The organism is Bacteroidota bacterium, assembly GCA_016713765.1.
GTDB lineage: Bacteria > Bacteroidota > Bacteroidia > AKYH767-A > 2013-40CM-41-45 > Pollutiaquabacter > Pollutiaquabacter aromativorans.
Window position 1 is genome coordinate 2174749 of record JADJON010000001.1, and the last position, 16108, is coordinate 2190856.

Consider the following 16108-nt stretch of genomic DNA (forward strand, 5'->3'; position numbering starts at 1 on the left):
GATTTGTAATTAGTAATTAGTAATTCGGGAAAGTTGAAGCTGGAAGGTTGAAAGTTGAATGTTGAAAGTTGAAGGACAACTCTTCACTCTTCACTATTCACTCTTCACTATTCGCTATTCGCTATTCACTATTCACTATTCACTATTCACTGTTCACTGTTCACTAAAATGAAACTACTCTCCGGAAAAACCGCCCTTGTTACCGGTGCTTCTAAAGGCATTGGTCGCGGGATCGCCCTTAAGTTGGCGGAGCACGGCGCCAATGTCGCGTTCACCTATCTTTCTTCGGTTGAGAAGGGGCAAGCGCTCGAAGCCGAGCTGGCGGCATTCGGCATCAAGGCCAAAGGCTATCGAAGTGACGCCTCCGACTTCAAAGCATCCGAAGAACTGGTGAATGCGATCGTAAGCGACTTCGGTTCACTCGAAGTCATCGTCAACAATGCGGGCATCACCCGTGACGGTTTGCTCATGCGCATGACGGAGGAGCAATTCAATGAAGTCATCCGGATCAATCTGAATTCGGTTTCAACGTTACCAAAGCTGCGATCCGTCAATTGCTCAAGCAGAAGCAGGGCAGCATTATCAATATTTCGAGCGTCGTAGGCGTAAAGGGAAATGCCGGCCAGGCGAATTATGCCGCCTCCAAGGCCGGGATAATCGGCTTCACCAAATCAGTAGCCCTGGAGTTGGGGTCCCGCAACATCCGCTGCAATGCTATCGCACCGGGATTCATCGAGACGGAAATGACGGGAGTCCTCAACGAGGAGACCGTCAAGCAATGGCGCGAAGCCATTCCGCTCAAGCGCGGCGGCACACCCGACGATGTGGCTAACGCCGTGATCTTCCTGGGATCCGAGCTGTCGGCTTATATCACCGGACAGGTCCTGAACGTAGATGGTGGGATGTTGACCTGATACAGTTTGAATGAAAAGAAACGCCATGCATCATACTCAGCATGGCGTTTCGTTTTATAGCGGTAGTCGATCAATCGCACCATTGAAGCTTGTCCAGCTCACGGGGTGTACCTGAATCCTGATTACCTCATGGGCAGGACTGACCCAGACCAACAACCAACCATAAGGTCGCTTGAAATGGTAGATGCTCGTAATGGGTGAATCCTCGTAATCCTGTTTGTCCGTAACGCGGACAGGTTGTCCGAGAACTTCCTCGAGGTAGGCTTCGTCGTGGCCGAACAGCTGATAGTTGATCTTGCCACCGAAACCGGGCAGGACCTCAAAGCAATTCAATCCGGTGTACATGCGCAGCCCCATGTTCTCGAAATCCAAGCCACCGCCGCAGAACTCTTCCCCGCCTTCTTCCGTGAATTGAGAATAGCAGGGAAAGTACTTCTTGAGGCTATCCACTGGAGCGTCGGGTCGCCATTTATTGACCTTTCCGGAATCCAGGTCCAGCTTCAACGTGTCACAAATCGGCTTTTTGTCCTCCGCTTTGACGTTGGAGAAGAAGGCGAACAGGATCAAAGAAAGCAAGATAGCGCTGCGCATTCGAAGATGTTTTATTCTTCAAAGATAAGCCGATAGGGGCGGACGCAAGGCGGAATCAGGCCAATGGATTATCTTCGTCGACCCATTCTACTACCATGAAGCGAATCCTGCTTTCGGCTTTCATAAGCCTGTCGATGACTGTGAACGCGCAGTCCACACTGACTCCTGAACTATTATGGAAATTCGGTCGGGTTGCCGAACCGGTTGTGGCACCTCAGGGTGATAAAGCCGCCTATAGCGTTCGAACCATCGACCTGTCCAGTGGTAAGAGCAATTTTGATATCTGGGTTGTGGAGCTTTCTACCGGGAAATCACATTTGATGGCCGGAGAAACCGCGACGGAAACCAATCCGGTTTGGAGTCCGAATGGTTCGATCCTGTATTACCTGAGCGATGCCGGCGGGACCTCCCAGATCTGGCGTGTCCGCTCCGACCTTCCGATCGTCGGCAAGTATCACGCCTGGATAAGGATATCAACGCCTTTGGACTATCGGGAAATGGTAAACAGATCTGGTTTGCTCAGGATGTCGCCATAAATAAGACACTGGGAAAGGATATTTATCCTGACCTGCCGAAGAACAGCGCGCGCATCTATGACGATCTCAATGCGCGTCATTGGGATACCTGGGACGATGGTTCCCGTAGTCATGTCTTTACTGCTTCGCTCAACGATTCGACCCTGGGACCCGTAGTCGATATCATGGCCGGCGAGCCCTTTGACGCGCCGATGAAGCCGATGGGCGGGGGAGAGGAGATCGCGATTTCAACGGATGGTGCTCGCATCGCTTATACCTGCAAAAGATGAACGGGGTTGAGTATGCCACCAGTACCAATTCTGAAATTTATCTCTACGAATTGGCCACAGGGAAAACCACGAATCTGTCGGAAGGAAACAAAGGATATGATCGGGTACCGGAATTCTCACCGGATGGTTCACGCTTGGTTTGGCAAAGTATGGCCGAAGACGGCTATGAAGCCGATCAAAACCGATTGATACTGTATGACTTTAAGACCCGGACCAAACGTGACCTGACGCAAGGATACGACAACAGCGTCGACGCTCACCACTGGAGCCCGAATGGTCAGGTAGTGTATTTCACTTCAGGAATCAACGCAACCATTCAATTTTTCGTTGCCGATCCACGCATGCGTTCCGCTATCGTGTGGCGACAACTCTCCGATGAACTTGCGGATTATACGGCATTCACCGTAGCGACAAATGGAAAGCGTGAAGACGTAATCGTAGCAACACGGGAAGACTTATCGCATCCGGCTGAGCTATTCGTGTTCGACCCGAAGACAAAATCGAGCCGGCAGCTGACCCAGGTGAATGGAGAAGCGTTGAAAGCGCTGAAGATGGGTGAAGTAAGGAAGCGCATGGTCAAGGCCACTGACGGCAAGGAGATCCTGACGTGGGTGGTTTATCCGCCCAACTTTGATGCTAGTAAAAAGTATCCGACACTGCTCTACTGCCAGGGCGGACCTCAATCGATGGTTGGTCCGTTCTTTTCCTACCGATGGAACCTGCAACTCATGGCTGCCAACGGATATATAGTCGTTGCCCCGAATCGTCGCGGTCTTCCCGGATTCGGAAAGGCGTGGAACGACGATATCCAGGGAGATTGGGGCGGACAACCGATGCGTGATCTGATCAGCGCGATCGATGATGTGGCGAAAGAACCTTACGTGAACAAGGATAAGCTGGGGCGGTAGGAGCCAGCTTCGGCGGCTATTCGGTTTTCTGGCTTGCCGGTCATCACGAGAAGCGGTTCAAGTGCTTCATTTCCCACAATGGTGTCTATAACCTGGAATCCAGTATTGCGACCGAAGAACCCTTTTTCCCGATCCACGAGTTTGAAGGGAATTTCTGGCAGAGCCCCAAGCCTAAGAGCTACGAGCAGTTTTCACCCCAAAAATTCGTTCAGTTCTGGGATACACCCATTCTGATCATCGCCAACGAAAAAGACTATCGGGTCCCTTATACACAGGGACTGGAGGCTTTTTCGGCGGCACGTCTGCGTGGTATCCCGGCCCGACTGCTGAGTTTCCCGGATGAGAACCATTGGGTCCTTAAAGCCCAAAATAGTGTCGTCTGGCAACGTGTTTTCTTCGACTGGCTGGATCGATACTTGAAGTAAAAAATCTGAAAAAGCCGGTTAGGAATCTAAAAAAGGTTATTTTTGCAGCCCCGTTGCGATAAAAACGACTCATTTACAGTCGATTTACCGGACGGTCAATCCCCTTGCCCAGGTGGCGAAATTGGTAGACGCACCACTTTGAGGGGGTGGCGGGCAACCGTGCGAGTTCGAGTCTCGCCCTGGGCACACGTTTACCAGGAGGTCTTACCGACCTTCCCGATGCTGTTGCATCGAAAGATGCCCGGGTGGCGAAATTGGTAAACGTTGCGGTCTCAGAAGCCGTTGGAGTTACATCCTTGTGAGTTCGAGTCTCACCCAGGCACCGGACAAGCCCCTTCGAAAGAAGGGGCTTTCTTTTTTGACGATTTTCTTGTTGTGCGCTCAAGGGTTTCCGACTTCCGCTTCTGTAAACATGAGCGCTATTTACCGCTCGATTGTGCTTTTCTTATCCTTCATTTTTCTATCCATGCGATTCTATCGGCTTCTTTTCAAATGAAGTTTGGAGGCGATAACTCCCATTGACTCGCTTTCATGCCAGTATCGCAAGATTGTTGGATACTCTTCACCGTGATTTCGAAATGCGGCGACATTTCTTCCATGAACCTTACAGTTGTAAGTCGCAGCAGCCTGACACCTCAACTGTAGGGCGACTTCCGGACTATATAACAGTCGGAATCAAATCTCAATTTCTACGGTCATGAAGAAATTTACCCTGGCGTTATTTCTGATAGCGCTTAATCTGACAGCAGCGTTGTGGGCGCGTGCCGAAGGCATTCAACCCGCATCGCAACTTGCTGCGACTGCGACACCCGGACCGATCACAGGTCCGTCAGCGGTTTGCGTCAACCAAACCGGTGTAGCGTATGCCGTAGCGGCATTACCCGGAAGCGTTACCTACGACTGGACACTACCCAGTGGTGCATCCATCGTCTCTGGTGCCGGTACAGCATCAATCGTCGTTGATTTCGGAAGCGATTTCGGCGATATCTGTGTTACGGCCGATGACGGAAGCGGAGCCAGTAGCCCTTCCTGCATTACCACCATCGCGGCTACCGGCCGACCGAATTCTCCGGATTCGATTGTGGGCCCTGTTTACAGCGTATGCCCCGGTCAGGTCGTGACGTATTCCGTTCTGACACCAGATCCCAATGCAGCTTCCTACGACTGGATCGTTCCACCGACCATGACCATCCTCACTGGACAAGGAACCGCTACCATCACGGTAGAAGCGGGTCCCGCCTTCAGCTGGGGATACTTGCGTGTCTCAGCGAGCAACTGTCGCGGAACTACCGGACAAAAAGTGATCACCGTATTCAATGCACCGACCAAACCAGGTGCCATTTCCGGCCCGCCGACCGGCGCCTGCCCGAATGGTACCTATACGTACTCAATCCAGGCAGTCCCCGGCGCTACCTCGTACACCTGGTTCGCACCGGCAGGTTGTGTCATTGCCTCCCCGGTGACGAGCGGTAACCCGTTGACCACCTCTGTCACCTCCGTGGATATCACTTTCCCGGCAGGTTTTGTGAACGGCTCGATCTACGTACAATCGAACAGCGGTTGTAACTCTTCCGAGCGCCGTGAACTGAAGATTCGTTCTGTGCCGGTCAAGCCGGGTGGTATTCGCGGCCCGCTCTTCGGTGTCTGTGATATGACGAGCGTAATGTATTACGTCGATTCAGTGCCGGGTGCGGAGTCGTACACCTGGACGTTTACCCCCGGAACTTTCACGACGATCAATGGAAACGGGAACGATACCATCTACGTGGATTTCGCTACCGGCTTCACCCAAGCCACGCTCTGCGTGACGGCGAACAATTCCTGCGGTAGTTCAGTGGCTCGTTGCGGAGTAGTATTCGCACGCCCACAGACGCCTCGCTTCATCGATGGACCGACCGGCGCCTGTAATTCCAATCCGGCAACCAGCATTGCTTATTACGAGGTCCAACCGATGTTCGGGGCCAACGGATATGATTGGAGTGTACCGCCGGGTGCCAACATCACACTCGGACAAGGTACTACGCGCATTACCGTAGACTTTCTGGGAGCTTCGACCGGCAATGTAAGTGTACGTGCGTTCAACGACTGCGGCATCAGCCCGGCTCGCACGCTGGAAGTGATCGTCAATCCTTGCCGTACTGCTGGTTCTGAGAGCAATACCGAATTCCTGGAGCTGATCGCTTTCCCGAATCCGGCGAAGAATTCCATACAAATCGCCTTCCAATCTACGGTTGCTCAGGATTACAATTTGAAGGTGGTCGACATCACCGGCCGCGACGTCGTATCGCTGAATCGTTCAAGCTCAATTGGTTCAAACCGTGAACTGTTGGATCTGACCGGCATGAGCCCTGGTATCTACCTCATCTGCCTCAATTCGGCAGGATCGCAGGAGAAAATCCGGGTCATGTAGAGTAAATCTTGAATTTTTAATAAAAAGGGCCTTGGAAGTGCGGCTTCCAAGGCCCTTTTCCTCCCTTTTCCGTTACCGTTCAAAACAATCCATTCACCCCGGATTAGGCGATAAACAGACCTGAATTAAGCTCCGTTTACCAAAGTAAATTGCAGCCCGGCAGGTGCTGACGGTATTTTCGTTCAACAATCAACTAAAAACACTTGTCGATATGAGTATCCGCGAAATGCAAAACCTGATTTACCAACAAGGCAATTTCACTTTTTCCGATGGCCGCAAAGACGAGGGAATGGTCATCTCCCGCTACAACATCAAAGAAGCCCGGGTAGAGTTCTATTTTATCCCCGCGAAAAACCTCCTGGCTTTCGAATCGGCACGCACGCACCATGACCTTGATGCCCACAAAAAAATGGGTCAATTGGTCGATCTGCAATCAATCGTTACAGCCACCACGATTCACTGATATCTATAGTCATGCAGCGTCTGAGCACTTTCAACCGACTGTTTCTGGTTTTCTGTGTCCTGCTCATCGCCTTCATCATCTGGAAGGTGCCGCATGAAACTCAGCAAGCAGAAAGCGGCGGTACGATCTCGACTACGCTTTCGGCGGACGAATGATCCGATCCTGAACAAGCAAAAACGGCAGCCTTATCGGGCTGCCGTTTTCATTTTTACGGGTTTGATCAGTTGTTCAACATAACCGGCATCACCAGCATGAGCAGGTCTTCCCCCGAACTTTCGGTGCCGGACGGAATCAAAAGTCCTGCACGGTTGGGTGCAGAAAGTTCCATCATCACTTCCTCGCTGTCGAGGTTGGATAACATCTCGACGAGGAAACGGGCGTTGAATCCGATTTCCATGTCTTCACCCGTGTATTGACAGCTGAGGCGTTCGTTCGCCTCATTGGCGAAATCAAGGTCCTCCGCGCTGATCTGCAGCGCACTGCCCTGGATCTTGAGCCGTACCTGGTGGGTAGTCTTGTTCGAAAAGATCGAGACCCGTCGCACGGATTGAAGGAACTGGATGCGATCGATCGTTAGTTTGTTCGGATTGTCAACCGGAATGACCGCTTCGTAATTCGGATAGCGTCCGTCGATCAACCTGCAAATGAGGGAGAAGTTGCCGAACGTGAAGAATGCATTGCTGTCGTTGTAGGCGATGGAGACAGGTTCGTCACCCGTACCCAGAATACCCTTCAAGAGGTTGAGCGGCTTCTTTGGCAAAATGAAAGCCCCTTCCTGCTTGGCACGATGGTCAGTACGCCGGTATCGCACCAACTTGTGCGCATCGGTAGCAACAAAGGTGAGACTGTCTTTGGAGAATTGAGAGAACACCCCCGACATCACAGGCCGCAGTTCATCGTTGCCGGTCGCGAAGAGGGTCTTGGCAATGGCCTTCTGCAACAACGAAGCCGGAACTTCGATACTCTTGGCGCCGTCCAAGGCCGGAACTTTCGGGAACTCGTCACCATCGAAACCGGTCAACTTGTATTTTCCGTTGTCGCTGACGATTTCAATTCCTTTCGTCTTATCGTCGATCAGGAAGGTGAGGGGATGTTCCGAAAAAGTCTTGAGTGTCTCCAGCAGGATCTTGGCGGGGATGGCGATCTTTCCGGATTGCTTCCCTTCGATCAGGGTGACCTCGGTGGTCATCGTTGACTCAAGATCCGAAGCGGAAATGGTCAGGTTGCCTTTCTCAACAATGAAAAGGAAATTGTCCAGGATGGGAAGCGGGTTACTGGAGTTCAAGACTCCGGAGATCTGTTGTAACTGCTTCAGGAGCGTACTGCTCGATACGATGAATTTCATAGGTTCGGAAGGAAACAAAAGGCGAACTACCGTCGCCTTCGACCCACAAACCTACCACATTCCCCGTAAAATCTGAGTTCCTGACAGCGTGATTGCTCCTTAAAATATGAACAAGCGACACTGCCTATACTAATGCTATAATGTTAATAAACAGCTATTTACGAGGATGCGGGAAGGGTGTCTTCCAGACTGTTTATTTCTTTCCTCCTGATAAAAAGTCACTTCGCTTCCGAAGCAGCGGATCAAAGGTGAAATGTTGCAGCACCCACCACTTCAACTGAACCGGGTCGGTTGCATAAAAGCGATCCGCATCGTGCTGGAGTGGGTTTCCCAAAGAGTCATGCGTTGCCAGCGCACCGGTTTGAACGGGCATCGGGAACAACCTCAAGCCATGAACCCGTCCAGCGGTATCGGTGACTTCCAACTCAGCAACCGGCGTCAGTCGGGAGAGTGAATCTTGTTCTTCTTTTCGCATCTTCATCGCTTCTGTCTCGAAGGGTACTTTTCGAAACAGGTAAAGGTAGTTCCTGACCGAAGTCGTGTCGGCAATGCCGATCGAAGTTCCATCAAGGGGATCACCGAGAAGGAATCCGTTGGATGTACGGCTCAGCGAATACGACCAGTCTGGTCGGGACGGGTAATGCACGCGGACCTTCGTGATCTCTTCCGGTTGCAACGAGTAGATCACTTTGTCGCGCCATTCAAGCGAATTAGCTGTATACCGGGGGCTGAGATAACCGTTGAAGCCCGGTAGTTCACAGATGAATGGCAGGTCAGCGCCTTCTTTCATCATGAAGGTGCCCAGTTGGTCCGCAGTCGGCCCTCCGACATAATACGTCATTACAGGTTGCTCCGAATCGCCGGAATAGATCTCGCATTTGACGCCGTCGGCAGCCAACGCTTTCACCACATTGTTGAACCCGGCTTTCGAAACACGGGTCTTGACTTCCACGCCGGCGATAGCCGTTAACAGGCTTTTCAAGAGGTCCTGACGAGCGGGGAATGAATCATTCACCAACCAGGTGGCTCCACCGGCGCGTTCGATGGTAATGGACCTTCCGGTACGATCGGCGAGGAAAATTTTCCGGACACTTCCCGTATCGACTGCGAATCGGAGTTCTTCCTTGTCGATCGTACTGTTCTTATTCGACCATCCGAACCAAACCGCGGTAATCGCTAAAAGGACAGCTGCAAGGAAGAGGATTTTGTTTTTCATGTTTGACCCGCCTTATTTGCGTTGATAACGGCGACGCCGACCGAGGTGGAACAGCCAGCCCGCGATCCAAAGCAGGAGCAAAGGCAGCACGACATTGGCCCAGCGGATGATCGTTCCCTGCTCGTTCAACTTACCGGCATCCAGCAAACGCAGCCGGAATTCCTTGGCACGAAGTGCGAGCACTCCGGTATCGTCACACAGGTAATCGGCAGCATTCAGGATGAAATTCCGATTGCCGAATTGTTGCTGCGAAAACCGGTCGTATCCGAGCGGATAAATAGCGCCTTTTTTACTTACCTGACTTTCGATCAGATTTCCGTCACCCGCAACGATCATCTTGCTGCTGTCTCCTGCGGCTCGGAAACCGATTCCGGGATCCTTCGCGATCGTGTCCGGTAACCGGTTTTCATAAAGGGAACGAAAGTTACCTTCCAGGAGCAAGACGATCGGCACATGCCGGCGTGGAAAGGTCGCGGGATCCGGCTCCTGTTGCAGGATATTCATGGAGATACGGGCGGGCGGCAACTGCAGACGGCAATACTGACTGCCCGCCAGCAAAACGGTTTTCTTGATCCCGGTTACATCAATGGTGTCGACGGAGGAAGGGAATTCCGTTTTAACTGCGTTCAGGTTGCGGACGATCGGATGGTTATCCGTGCTTTCCAACAGGGGAAAATAATACCAGGGTAGTAATTCCTGCTTGGGTTGATTACCCACATACCCGGTCACCACCGGGATGGGTGCCGCCTGAAGGTCCATGACCAGATCGGTATTGACGCGAGCTCCGTAGCGGAATAACTGGTCGTCGAGGTTAAGCTCGTACGGGATTGCCACAGTCGTGCCGGTCTGCTCAAGGCTGTCCATCTCCGCCTGCATGCGATCGATCAGCCATAACACCCGCCCGCCTCGCATGATGAATTGATCGATGACGAACTTGTCCTTCTCATCAAACGACAGCGTTGGCTTGGCAATGATCAGCAACCGGTGGTCCTTCAGGGCGTCGAGTCGACCACCAATGAACACGGTATCTACATTGTAATATTCGTTCAAGCGCGCGCTGCGTCGGAAATATGCTTGTTGTCCAATTCGCCGTGACCGCGCAGGAAGCCGATACGCGGGGCTCCGCCGGTGCGGGTGAAGCGACGTAACACTCCCGCGATCTCATACTCCAGGTTTTCGACCGAAATGTTCAACATCTCTTCGGGCGAGCTGCCTAGCCGGCTCTTCAGCAATTGCACAGGGATTTCCTCGCTTCCGAAGGAGGCGACGGCGCCGGGGAATATGATCTTCTGACTGCTCCCGCCTTTTTCACGTTCCTCCAAATTGGTTGGGAGCAGACCTTTCCTGGCTAATTGCTTGTAGAGTTCCAGTCGTTTATTTTCCTCCGGTTCGGCGGAAGGGTCGACGAACTCATATTCGATATTGCCGCCCGCGTAGATCCTGAATTCATCGAGCATTTCCCGGGTAGCATTGCGAAGCCGCCGGAATCCCGGTGGTAGTTCGCCATCAAGGTAAACTTTGAAATAAACCACATCATTCAGCGAGCCGGCCAGTTCGCGTGAAGCATCACTGATGCTGTATCGCTTTTCAACGGTCAGATCGATCCGGAAAAAGAGAAAGCTACCGATGATGTTGACCGAGACCAGGATCACCAGGGAGGCGATCAGCCGAAGCAGACTATCCTTGCGTTGCTTGCCCGAACTCATGACCATTTTCTTTTTTCGAGCGTGAAGCGGGCAAGTAGCAGGAAGCAGGTGGTCAGGCTGACGAAATAGAGCAAGTCGCGGGAATCCATCACGCCTCGACTCATCGCGGCATAGTGATTGGCGATTCCCAACTGCGACAGGATGTTCTGCAACCGTACAGGAATTCCTAACAAGGCGAATGCGTCGAATCCGGCGTAGAAGAAGTAACAGAGGATCAGCGCGAACAAGAACGCGACGACCTGATTGTTCGTTTGCGCCGAGCAAAAGATGCCGATTGCCACGAAGCCGGAGGACAGGAACAATAATCCGATGTAAGAACCCGCTATGCCTGCCGTGTCAACATTACCGGCTGGAACCGCCAAACGGTAGACCGTGAAGTAGTAGATCAGGGTAGGAATCAACGACAACACCACCAAGACGAACGCGGCGAGGAACTTTGCGAAGACCAATTGAAATTCGCTCAGGGGACGCGTTAGCAGGAGTTCAAGTGTTCCGGTCTTCTGCTCTTCGGAAAACATCCGCATGCTGATCGCCGGGATCAGGAACAGGAACAACCAGGGCGCGACGATGAACAAGCCGTCCAGGGCGGCGATCCGGTTATCCGGAATGCTGAAGGAAGTATCCGGAAAAATCCACAGGAGTATTCCGACCGACAACAGGAAAACGGTCATCACCAGGTACCCGGTCAGGGATCCCAGAAAGCTCGATAGTTCTTTACGAAAGAGTGCGTACACGGGCAGGAATGCGCCGCAAAAATAGCGTATTTCCTGTTGGCGCCCACTTCACTTTTGAAGCGATGCTAAGGCGGGTTATCAGTACTTTATCAACCGGATGGTCTCGCTGCCGGAAGGCTGAAGGATCGTCAGCAGGTAAGTTCCTGCCGGGTAGTTGCGCAAAGGGATTTCAATCTCAGCGCCATCACGCCGCGGTGTAATCACTTGCAATTGTCGGCCAAGTGCGTCTGATAAAAACAGGGTTGTGCCTTCCGGATATTCAGGGTCCAGCAGTACCGTTGTCAAATCACCAGCAGGATTCGGCGAAACCCGTAGCAGGGGAGAGTCGGTCGGACGTGCCGAACGTTGATCATTGCAATTCACTGCGGTTGCCACGATCGTCGATTGCTGTTGACAACCATGATCATCGGTGACGGATACGGAATATTTTCCGGCCCGGTTGACCGACAAGGAACTATGTCGGCTGCCATCGCTCCATTCAACCGTATGCCATGCATTCCCGGCTGATAGCGCGACCTGACTACCTTGACAGAATTCAATGGTAGCCGGCATCTCCAGCTTTGGACTTTGGGATCTTGCTTCGATCGACAATTCCAGTGTAGCGGAGCATCCGGCGGCATCGGCAACCTGAACGGTATAAAGTCCGGCAGTGAGCGCTGCTGCATGCTGTGCTGATCCGCCGTAAGGAAACCACTCGATCTCATAAGGAGCAGTGCCACCATTGATTGTAATGGACGCGCTACCGTCCGCTTGTTCCGGGCAGGAGGCTGGCTGGATCTTGGCATTTTGTACCATCAGTGCTGCTGACGGAACATGAATGCGGTCCCGAAGACTGCATCCATTCGCATCGGTTAAGGCTAATCCATAATACCCTTCCGCTACGGGACCCAATTCAGGTTCGGATCCGGACAAGCCGTTCCAGTCATACTGGTATGGCCATGTTCCACCTGATACTTCCAGTTTGATTCGGCCGTTGACTATTCGGCAATCGGAGGGAATCACCGTGTATTTCGTGGTCAACGCTTCTGGTTCATCCAGCACGAATTCTCTTTCAATGGAACATCCGTTCGGGTCGCTGATAACGACTAAGTAGCTGCCGGCTTTCAAATGATCTCGCTCCGGAGTTTGTCCAGGGGTGTCGCTCCAGGTGTAGAAATACTCATCAACTGCAGGGATTGATTCCAGTAGGATCTGACCATCATCCATTCCTTTGCAACTGATCTCCTTCGTCACGCTTCTGATCTGGATGTGCGGGACCAGTAAGGTGTACTCCACGGGAACTTCTGTGTTTTCAGTCCCTGCGAAAATGGTGAAGCGATAAGGCTCCTCGCGTGCATCCTGTTCGCCCGGCGTCCAGCATAAATGACCGCTGTTTCCTTGCGCGTTTAACAGCTCAAACAGGGCGTTGGGAAGATCCCCCACCCAGCGTCGGATCTGCACGTCCTTATCGGGTTGAGTGAATACATCAAAGCAGATGCTGCTGCCTGCGCAAACGGTTGCTGAGTAACGATCCGTACCATCGATTCCCGTGAGTGGAAGTGCTCCGGGAGCTTCCGCGTTTACCGGACTTGATGAGGTGAATGCAGCAACAACAAGTGCGAGAAGACCAAGCGTTAAATTACGGGGAGTAGTTTCAAATAGATGTTGCACGCGTGAATCCAATAGGGTGGAAATGCAAAATATCCCTACCGGCCAGCGGCATCAACTTATTTATGCTTTCAGCTTAAAATGGCAGGTCAACAGTGACCCAGCTGGGGTGAATCGTGATAGTTGTTAAAGTGCCCGTTATTCGGAAAGTATTGTATATAATTGAAAATCAATATATTATAAAAATAGAAAAGGGCGCACCTTGCGGTACGCCCTTGACTAATCACTACAATCAACTTATTCTTTGACGAGTCGGATGGTCTCGTTCTGACCGGCGTACGTTACGTTAACCGTATAGATACCGGCAGCGAGGCCCTTGATGTCAAGGTTCTTGATGTAACCGTGACCGGCGTTCTCACGGGAGAAGGACATCACGTTACCCAGGATATCGCGTACGATGACCGTTACTTCCGTATCCTTAACACCCGGAACCGTCAGTTGTACACGGTTGCGGCCAGGGTTCGGGAAGAGGTCGATGCCAGGTCCACCCACCGGGGTGATTTCAGGACGAACCGTCTGGCACTGGATGAAGTTTACGACCACTGCGTCGAAGTTCTCGCAGCCGTTGTTGTCGGTGACGAGTACGGAGTACGTACCATCAACCGTGACATCCAGCGTTTGAGCGGTGGAGTTGTCGTTCCACAGATAGGATGCGAAACCGGCACCAGCGTCGAGGGTAACCGTAGAACCGATGCAGCCGGTCACATCCGGACCAAGATCAACAACCGGAGCCTGGTTGACGGAACCAATCGTTACTGTCACGTAGCCGGTGCAACCGAAGTAGTCGGATACGGCAACCGTATAGGTGCCAGGAGCGAGGTTGTTAACCGTAGCGGTGGTGTCACCGTTCGGCATCCACAGGTAGGAGTAAGGAGCAGTACCACCCGAACCGGCAACCGTGGCAGAGCCATCATCACCGTTCGAACAGGTAGCGTCGGTCTGGCTGACGATCGAAGCGACAATGCCGCTCGAGTTAACCGTTCCGCTCAGGTTGGCGATACAACCGTTGGCGTCGGTTACCGTTACATCGTACATGCCAGGAGTCAGGCCGGTAGCGGTGCTTCCGGTGCTGACATTCGGATTCCATACATAGTCGAACGGACCCGTGCCGCTGGTCACGACCACTTCGATCGCACCATCGTTACCGTTACAGGTAGCGTCGGTGATAACCAGGCTGGCCAGAACCGGATCCGTACCGGTTACCGTAGCGGTAGCCGTAGCGGAACACTGATTGTTGTCGGTTACCGTCACCGTATAGGTGCCGGGAGCAAGTCCGGTAGCCGTTTCAGTGGTCTGAACCGGGCTGGTGTTCCAGCTATAATCATACTGAGGGGTACCACCCGTTACTGCAGCGGTAGCCTGACCCGCACCGCCGGTGCAGGAAGAGGTGGTTCCGGAAGCGGTGACAGACAATTGAGCCGGCTCGGTGATGGTGAAAGAGCGGGTACCTGCGCATCCAGCGCCATCGGTGATGGTTACAGAGTAGGTACCGGCGCCAAGACCGGAGATGCTGGAAGTGGTGTCGGTTGTTGACCACAGGAAGCTGTACGGAGGAACGCCATTGGCGGACGCACTGGCAGAACCATCAAGATCTCCGAAGCAGGTTACGCTCGGAGTACTCGTAACCGCTACATTGAGACCACCCACAAGGATGGAATAGGAGTAGGTCTGAACACCGTTGGAAGGACAAGCGTTGTCGCGTACCGTAACCGTAAAGGTGTAAGGCTGGGGACGAGCATCGCCAGGACCCGGGGTCCAGCAGAAGGTTCCAACCGGCAGACGTCCGCCGCTTACCGTAAAGGTTGCGCCCGGGATACCGTTGTTCCAGGTCATGGTCAGGGTGTCACCGGGATCGGTGTCCGCCGTGATGATGTCGAAACAAAGCTGACCACCTGCGCAGGAAGAAGCGTTGAAGTTGGTCGTACCGTTGATACCGGTCGCGGTCGGCAGGGTATTGTTGCACTGCACCGTGTAAACCTGAAGATCGCGCATTACGCTGCCGATCAGTACACCATTGCGGTACTCAAGGATCAGTACTGCGATCACACCAACTTCCGAAGCGGTCGGGTGGGTGAAGATGTCGCCCGTTACCGGGTCAATGCTGACGGCCGGGGAAGACGTGATCGGGTTCGAGATCGAGTAGCCCGGCTGGTAAGCCAGGTTGGTGTTCTGAGCGTCGCGCGGCGGGATGAAGAAGTAAGCGAGCGAATCGCCTTCTGCATCAATGACACCGTGGTTGTAATAGTTATCCTGGCCGATGCACAGGAAGGTAACCGGTACGTTGGTAAAGGTCGGCGAAGTGTTGTCGAATACGGTGTTGTTCAACTTCGCTTCGATGTACAGGCTGTAGCTGTCGGGCGTACCGATCGTCGTGATCGCGCCGTTGCGGCAACAATCGGAAACCGAGAACGTCCAGTCAGGACACTGAGCCGGAAGCGTAACGATTGCCGAGTATTCCCACTCCTGGAAACCAGGTGCTGTACCACCCGAACAGGTCGTCAGTGTGCCGGGACAAGCATAAGAGATTTCCTGTCCGGTTCCGGGTACCGCGTTGAGTGTAACGGACTGCGAGAAGTTGTTGCAGGACGCTGAACTCATCGTCATGAAAGCCGATGTCGGTGCAGGAATACCGAAACAGTCACGGTACAATGTGTAAGTCACAAGGTACTGTCCGTTGCCCAGGTATTCATACGTCAGGTCGGCACCAGCCATGTGACTGGCGTTGGCCGTCCGTCCACCCAGCAGCAGTGCTACCAGGAAGAAGAGGGCTCGAGCTGTCGCGCGAATCCCCGTTGTTTTGTGTACGTTGTACATCTTTTTAGTCATATTGATTGGAGTTGATTCGTAGTGTACGCAGTTAAGATAGGGCTAAATGTACTATGGGAGCGATCGGTAAGCCTAAATTCTTCGGTGAAAGGCGGAAGCGGAGTGGTGAAAGGCATGA

General features: G+C 52.8%; 13 protein-coding genes, 2 tRNA genes and 2 pseudogenes. 9 read left to right on the forward strand and 8 right to left on the reverse strand.

Annotated features, from left to right (window positions below; all coding sequences use genetic code 11):
* The first annotated feature begins 168 nt into the window (after positions 1–168).
* Positions 169–914: pseudogene (fabG, locus tag IPJ96_08380) on the forward strand (3-oxoacyl-[acyl-carrier-protein] reductase).
* Between the two features lie 54 nt (positions 915–968).
* Here fabG and IPJ96_08385 read toward each other — a convergent pair.
* Entirely contained in the window at positions 969–1505 is a 537-nt protein-coding gene (locus IPJ96_08385; GenBank protein ID MBK7910364.1) for a hypothetical protein, read from the reverse strand.
* 95 nt (positions 1506–1600) lie between these two features.
* On the opposite strand from IPJ96_08385, the gene IPJ96_08390 reads away from it, so the two are divergent.
* The 8 genes and pseudogenes from IPJ96_08390 (at position 1601) to IPJ96_08425 (ending at position 6671) form a co-directional block, all read left to right on the forward strand.
* A complete protein-coding gene (locus tag IPJ96_08390; GenBank protein ID MBK7910365.1) occupies positions 1601–2041 on the forward strand; it encodes a PD40 domain-containing protein in 441 nt (146 codons plus the stop codon).
* 265 nt (positions 2042–2306) lie between these two features.
* Complete coding sequence (locus IPJ96_08395) at positions 2307–3218, forward strand: S9 family peptidase (protein MBK7910366.1); 912 nt, start codon at positions 2307–2309, stop codon at positions 3216–3218.
* Positions 3212–3643: pseudogene (locus tag IPJ96_08400) on the forward strand (prolyl oligopeptidase family serine peptidase). Before IPJ96_08395 ends, IPJ96_08400 begins: the two are co-directional and overlap by 7 nt.
* Before the next feature lie 106 nt (positions 3644–3749).
* Positions 3750–3829: transfer RNA gene (locus IPJ96_08405), tRNA-Leu, on the forward strand.
* A 58-nt stretch (positions 3830–3887) separates the two neighbouring features.
* Positions 3888–3965: transfer RNA gene (locus tag IPJ96_08410), tRNA-Leu, on the forward strand.
* A 375-nt stretch (positions 3966–4340) separates the two neighbouring features.
* Positions 4341–6053 (forward strand): T9SS type A sorting domain-containing protein, encoded by a 1713-nt coding sequence (locus tag IPJ96_08415; protein MBK7910367.1) that lies wholly within the window; start codon positions 4341–4343, stop codon positions 6051–6053.
* 211 nt (positions 6054–6264) lie between these two features.
* Positions 6265–6516 carry a hypothetical protein gene (locus IPJ96_08420; protein ID MBK7910368.1) on the forward strand — a complete coding sequence of 84 codons (252 nt, stop codon included), beginning with the start codon at positions 6265–6267 and terminating at the stop codon, positions 6514–6516.
* An 11-nt stretch (positions 6517–6527) separates the two neighbouring features.
* Positions 6528–6671 (forward strand): hypothetical protein, encoded by a 144-nt coding sequence (locus IPJ96_08425; GenBank protein ID MBK7910369.1) that lies wholly within the window; start codon positions 6528–6530, stop codon positions 6669–6671.
* A 65-nt stretch (positions 6672–6736) separates the two neighbouring features.
* On the opposite strand, the gene dnaN is transcribed toward IPJ96_08425, so the two are convergent.
* The 7 genes from dnaN to IPJ96_08460 form a co-directional block, all read right to left on the reverse strand.
* Positions 6737–7861: a DNA polymerase III subunit beta gene (gene dnaN / locus IPJ96_08430; GenBank protein ID MBK7910370.1), complete on the reverse strand. Its 1125-nt coding sequence runs from the start codon at positions 7859–7861 to the stop codon at positions 6737–6739.
* A 193-nt stretch (positions 7862–8054) separates the two neighbouring features.
* Positions 8055–9077: a DUF4340 domain-containing protein gene (locus IPJ96_08435; protein MBK7910371.1), complete on the reverse strand. Its 1023-nt coding sequence runs from the start codon at positions 9075–9077 to the stop codon at positions 8055–8057.
* A 12-nt stretch (positions 9078–9089) separates the two neighbouring features.
* Positions 9090–10127, reverse strand: a complete 1038-nt coding sequence (locus IPJ96_08440) for a Gldg family protein (GenBank protein ID MBK7910372.1) — start codon at positions 10125–10127, stop codon at positions 9090–9092.
* Positions 10124–10783, reverse strand: a complete 660-nt coding sequence (locus tag IPJ96_08445; protein MBK7910373.1) for a Gldg family protein — start codon at positions 10781–10783, stop codon at positions 10124–10126. Before IPJ96_08445 ends, IPJ96_08440 begins: the two co-directional genes overlap by 4 nt.
* Positions 10780–11517 carry a gliding motility-associated ABC transporter permease subunit GldF gene (gldF, locus tag IPJ96_08450; protein MBK7910374.1) on the reverse strand — a complete coding sequence of 246 codons (738 nt, stop codon included), beginning with the start codon at positions 11515–11517 and terminating at the stop codon, positions 10780–10782. Before gldF ends, IPJ96_08445 begins: the two co-directional genes overlap by 4 nt.
* 78 nt (positions 11518–11595) lie before the next feature.
* Positions 11596–13167, reverse strand: coding sequence for a T9SS type A sorting domain-containing protein (locus tag IPJ96_08455; GenBank protein ID MBK7910375.1), 1572 nt, complete (start codon positions 13165–13167; stop codon positions 11596–11598).
* Between the two features lie 234 nt (positions 13168–13401).
* A complete protein-coding gene (locus IPJ96_08460; GenBank protein ID MBK7910376.1) occupies positions 13402–15990 on the reverse strand; it encodes a T9SS type A sorting domain-containing protein in 2589 nt (862 codons plus the stop codon).
* Positions 15991–16108 lie beyond the last annotated feature (118 nt).